Annotated in this window: 4 protein-coding genes and 1 pseudogene; 4 read left to right on the plus strand and 1 reads right to left on the minus strand. The window is 69.4% G+C overall.

Going from position 1 to position 4,984, the window contains the following annotated elements; genetic code table 11:
- From VGD32_RS09310 to VGD32_RS09325, 4 genes are all read left to right on the plus strand, one after another.
- Positions 1-603: hypothetical protein (locus VGD32_RS09310; RefSeq protein WP_331031615.1), on the plus strand; the 603-nt coding region annotated here is incomplete at its 5' end.
- Between the two features lie 79 nt (positions 604-682).
- Positions 683-2,773 (plus strand): penicillin-binding protein 2, encoded by a 2,091-nt coding sequence (mrdA, locus tag VGD32_RS09315; RefSeq protein WP_331031616.1) that lies wholly within the window; start codon positions 683-685, stop codon positions 2,771-2,773.
- Entirely contained in the window at positions 2,770-3,927 is a 1,158-nt protein-coding gene (gene rodA / locus VGD32_RS09320; protein WP_331031617.1) for a rod shape-determining protein RodA, read from the plus strand. The genes mrdA and rodA overlap by 4 nt, the downstream gene beginning before the upstream one ends.
- Before the next feature lie 29 nt (positions 3,928-3,956).
- Positions 3,957-4,415 (plus strand): DUF6173 family protein, encoded by a 459-nt coding sequence (locus VGD32_RS09325; RefSeq protein WP_331031618.1) that lies wholly within the window; start codon positions 3,957-3,959, stop codon positions 4,413-4,415.
- Positions 4,416-4,521: 106 nt separating this feature from the next.
- On the opposite strand, the pseudogene VGD32_RS09330 reads toward VGD32_RS09325, so the two are convergent.
- Positions 4,522-4,984: pseudogene (locus VGD32_RS09330) on the minus strand (prolyl aminopeptidase); the annotation flags it as partial.

Below are 4,984 nucleotides of genomic sequence, written 5' to 3' on the forward strand. Positions count from 1 at the left end.
GGCCGCCCGGCCTGTCGCGCCGCCCGCCCGGCCGGCCGCGTCGCCGCCCCCGTCTTCGCCCACATCCTCGCCGGGGGGGACCGAATGAGACGCCCCGTCGCGGTCCGCGTCGTCGGGCCGATGCAGTGGATCGTCTATCCGGCGCTGATCACCGTCGCGGCCACCATCGTGCTGCAGACCCCGGTCGAACTGTTCGGCCTGCACCTGCCCGAGCCCGTGATCCCCATGGTGCTGGCCTTCGCCTGGCCGCTGATCCGGCCGTCGGTCCTCGCCCCTGTGGTCCTGGCCGCGCTCGGCCTGCTGCTCGACATCCTGACCTACGGCCCCCTCGGCCTCTGGAGCCTGGCGTTCTTGGCCATCTACAGCGTCGTCCTGGCGTCGCGCAGCTTCCTGGCGGGTCAGGACACGGCGGTGCTGTTCGTCTGGTACGCCGCCTGCTGCGGCCTGGCCTTCCTGCTGGTCTATATCGTCATGGCGGTCATCGCCGGCACCCCGGCCAGCCTGATCTCGCTCGTCCTGCAGGTCGTTCCGACCCTGCTGCTGTTCCCCTTCGCGCACCGGCTGATCGAGCGGTTCGAGGATGGCGACGTGAGGTTCCGATGACCCCGCTTCGCCAAGGCTACGCAGGGCAGGCCCCGCGCAGGACAGCGTCCTGCGAAGCTCCCGCAGGGAGCGAAGCAGGATGAGTTCGGAACCGTCGATCTTCTTCTCCGACGCCAATGAGCGGCAGGGCTCCTTCCTGCGCCGCACCTTCGTGCTCGGCGGACTGACCACCCTCGGCGGCGTCGCCCTGACCGGCCGTCTCGCCCAGCTGCAGGTCTTCCAGGCCGGCGAATACGCCACCCTGGCCTCGAACAACCAGTTCAACTTCCGCCTCGTGCCGCCGCCGCGGGGCCGCATCCTCGACCGCAACGGCGTGGTCATCGCCGGCAACCGGCCCAGCTTCCGCGTGCTGGTGGTGCGAGACGAGACCAAGGACCTCGACCAGACGCTCGACCTGCTCGGGCGGCTGTTGCCCGACACCCTGGAGCGCCGGCGGGCCATCATCCGCGACGTCAACGCCGCTCCGCGCTTCAGCCCCGTCCCGGTCAAGAGCGACCTGAGCTGGGAGGAGTTCGCCAGGGTCAATCTCTACGCCAACGAGCTGCCGGGCGTGATGGCCGACATGAACGAGGCCCGCTACTACCCGTTCGGCGGCGCCTTCGCCCACGTCATCGGCTATGTGGCCAAGCCAAACGACCGCGACATCAAGGCCATTGAGGAGCGCGGCGAGAAGGTCCCCGAGATCCTCTACAACCCCGGCTTCCGCATCGGTCGCCAGGGCGTGGAGAAGGCGTTCGACGCCGACCTGCGTGGCGAGGCCGGCGGAAACCGGGTCGAGGTCGACGCCCGCGGCCGCGTGGTGGCCGAAGACATCGGCGGCTCCAAGCCCGCCGTGCCGGGCAAGGACATCGTCCTGACCCTCGACGCCGACGTGCAGAGCCGCGCGCTCGAGGTCTATGGCGAGGAGGCCGGCGGCTGCGTCGTCATGGATGTCCGCAACGGCGACATCCTGTGCATGGTGTCGACGCCGTCGTTCGATCCCAACCTCTTCGTCGGCGGCGTCCCGTCCAGCATCTACCGGGCGCTTTCCGAGTACGAGCGCAAGCCGCTGCTGGACAAGGCCATCTACGGCACCTTCCCGCCGGGCTCGACCTTCAAGATGACCACGGCCCTGGCCATCCTCGACGCCGGCATCAACCCGGCCGAGCGCGTGGTCTGCACAGGCGGGTATCGCTACGGCTCCCGCACCTTCCGCTGCTGGAAGCGCGGCGGGCATGGTTCGATGGATATGCACAACGCCATCAAGAACTCGTGCGACACGTATTTCTACCACATGTGCAACCGCGCCGGCATCGACCGGATCGCGCGGGTGGCCCGAGATCTCGGCTTCGGTCAGGCCTATGAGATCGGCATCGCCGGCCAGTCCAGCGGCATCGTTCCGTCGACCAAATGGAAGCGCGACTACGCCGCGGCGACGAAGTGGGACGACGACGGAACCTGGTATCCGGGCGAGACCTTGTCGGTGTCGATCGGGCAGGGGGCCCTGGCCGTCAACGCCCTGCAGCTCGCCGTGATGACCTCGCGTATCGCCAACGGCCGCAAGGCGGTCCAGCCCCGCCTGGTCAAGTCGGTCGGCGACCAGCGGCGCCCGTCCGGCGCGGCCTTCGGCGACCTGCCGTTCTCGACCGAACACCTCGACATCGTGCGCGCCGGCATGGCCGCGGTGGCCAACGACGTCACCGGCACCGCCTACCGCGCGTCCCAGCTGGGCCTTGGCGACATCCAGATGGCCGGCAAGACCGGCACGGCCCAGTCGCGGGACTACAAGCCCGGCGAGTCGCGCGGTCCCCGCAACGCCGACTGGAGCCGCCGCGACCACGCCCTGTTCGTCGCCTTCGCCCCTCACGACGCGCCACGCTACGCCATCGCCCTGATCATTCAGCACGCCCCCGCCGGCGGTTCGGCGGACGCCGCGCCGCGCGCGCGGGAGATCATGAAAACGGTGCTGCTCAAGGATCCCGACATGCGGGCGCGGATCGAACGGCCGCTACCGCCGGAGGCCGAGGCTCCCGTCGGGCTCGACGAGGGCGAGGCCGGCGCCGCGCCCGGCGGCGAGGTCACCGGTGCGGAAGCCGCCGAACTGGCGCGTCCGCCGTCGGCCCCGGCGCCGCAGGCGCCGCCGACCGCGACCTCGGGACCGCGACCCTATCTGCCGGAGCCGCCCCGATGACCGCCTCCGCCCTGACCCGTCCCGGCGAGAGAGATCGGCTCTCGGTCAAGATCAGCGAGCTGGACTGGCGCGTCGTCGGCCTGCTCTGCATCATCGCCGGCGTCGGCGCCGCCATGCTCTATTCGATCGCGGGCGGCCAGTGGCAGCCGTGGGCGGCCGATCACCTGATCCGGTTCGGGGCCCTGCTGGTGATCATGCTGGGTCTCGCCATGGTCCACCCCAAATGGTGGTTCCGCGGCGCCTATCCGCTCTACGCCCTGCTGCTGTTGCTGGTGCTGATGATCGAGTTCACCCCGCTCGGCTATACCGCCGGGGGCGCCCGCAACTGGCTGAATCTCGGCTTCATCCGCATCCAGCCGGCCGAGTTCATGAAGCTCGGCCTCGTCCTCGCCCTGGCCCGCTGGTACCACAGCCACTCGGCCCAGGAAGCTCGCTGGTCGTGGAAGCTGCTGGTTCCGGTCGGCATGATCGGGGTCCCCTTCCTGCTCGTGGCCAAGCAGCCGGACCTTGGCTCGGCCATGGTCATTGGCCTGACCGGCGCCGCCATCATGTTCCTCGCCGGGCTCAGCTGGCGCGTGATCGCCGCGGCGGGCGCGGCCGTCGTCGCCATCGTCCCGCCGTTCGTCATGTTCGGCATGCACGAGTACCAGCGCAATCGCGTGCTGACCTTCCTCAGCCCCGAATCCGACCCGTCCGGCACCGGCTACAACATCATCCAGTCGAAGATCGCCCTGGGATCCGGCGGCGTGCTGGGCAAGGGCTACGGCCTCGGCAGCCAGAGCCAGCTGGAATTCCTGCCCGAGCGGCACACCGACTTCATCTTCTCCACCGTGGCCGAGGAGTTCGGCTTCATCGGCTCCTTCGGCCTGCTGGCCTGCTACGTGGCGCTGATCCTCATCGCCCTCCGCATCGCCTCGCTCTCGCACAGCCACTTCGGCCGTATCGCGGCCGCCGGCATGACCGCCTTCTTCGCCATCTTCGTGCTCGTCAACGGCGCCATGGTCATGGGCCTCGCCCCGGTCGTCGGCGTGCCGATGCCGCTCCTGTCCTACGGCGGATCGTCGATGATGACCGTGATGATCGGCTTCGGCCTGGTCATGTCGACCCGGGTCCACCGCTACGCCGAACTGCCGAAGGGGCAGGGGCTGTTCTGATCGGCGGTTTCGCGCGTTATGGTCGGAACATGACACGTGCTTCCGCCAAGGCCGATCCGCCGGTTTTCGTCCCCGACTGGGGCGACAAGCCCTGTCCCGAACCCCTTCTGCCCGCCGCCACGCCCGAGCAGACCGCCGCCATGACCGACGGCGTCCGCATGCGCGAGAACCCGGCCGAGTGGGCCTTCGTGCGCCTGTCGAAGCTGATCGAGGATTATGAAAAGACCCTCGACCGGGACGAGGAGATCGCCGCCCACATCGTCGGCGTGCCGGGCGAGGGGACGATGCAGATCGAGGACGTCGGCTTCTGGGGCCCGGATTTCATTCTCTTCATCGGCAAGAACGCCAATGGCCGCCCCGTCCGCCTGATCCAGCACTACGCCCAGATCAACGTCCTGCTCGACGCCCGCAAGAAGCCCGAGGAACGTCCCGCCCGCCGCATCGGCTTCCAGCTCTCCGAAATGGTCCAGAAGACCAATCCGAAGTAGGCGGCAGGCGACAGGCGTCAGGCAGCAGGCAGCAGCGAGCGTTGCTCGCGGCAACCGGCGAGGCCGCTGATCCTGTTGCCTGTCGCCTGTTGCCTGTGCCGACTGCTTACAGCGACGCCGCCCAGTCCGTCGCCCGCACGAGGCTGTCGACGATGCCCGGCTCGGTCGAGGCGTGGCCGGCGTCCTTGACGATGTCCAGCTTGGCCTCGGGCCACGCCCGGTGCAGCGCCCAGGCGCCCGACAGCGGCGTCACCACATCGAAGCGGCCCTGCGCGATCCAGCACGGGATGTGGCGGATGCGGCCGATGTTCTTCAGCAGCCAGCCTTCCTCGGGGAAGAAGCCGCCGTTGGTGAAATACCAGTTCTCGATCCGCGCGAAGGCGACGGCGAAGTCCGGCTCGGCGACCTTGTCGGGCCGCGCCTCCGGACCCTCGACGCTGACCGTCTCGCCCTCCCAGCTGGACCAGGCGATGGCGCAGCGCTCCCGCTCCGCCCGGTCGTCGCCGATCAGCCGCTTGTAGTAGGCCCCCATCAGGTCGTGCCGCTCGTTCTCGGGGATCGGGGCGAGG

Origin of the sequence: Brevundimonas sp. (assembly GCF_036402095.1) — a bacterium.
Classification (GTDB): Bacteria; Pseudomonadota; Alphaproteobacteria; order Caulobacterales; family Caulobacteraceae; genus Brevundimonas.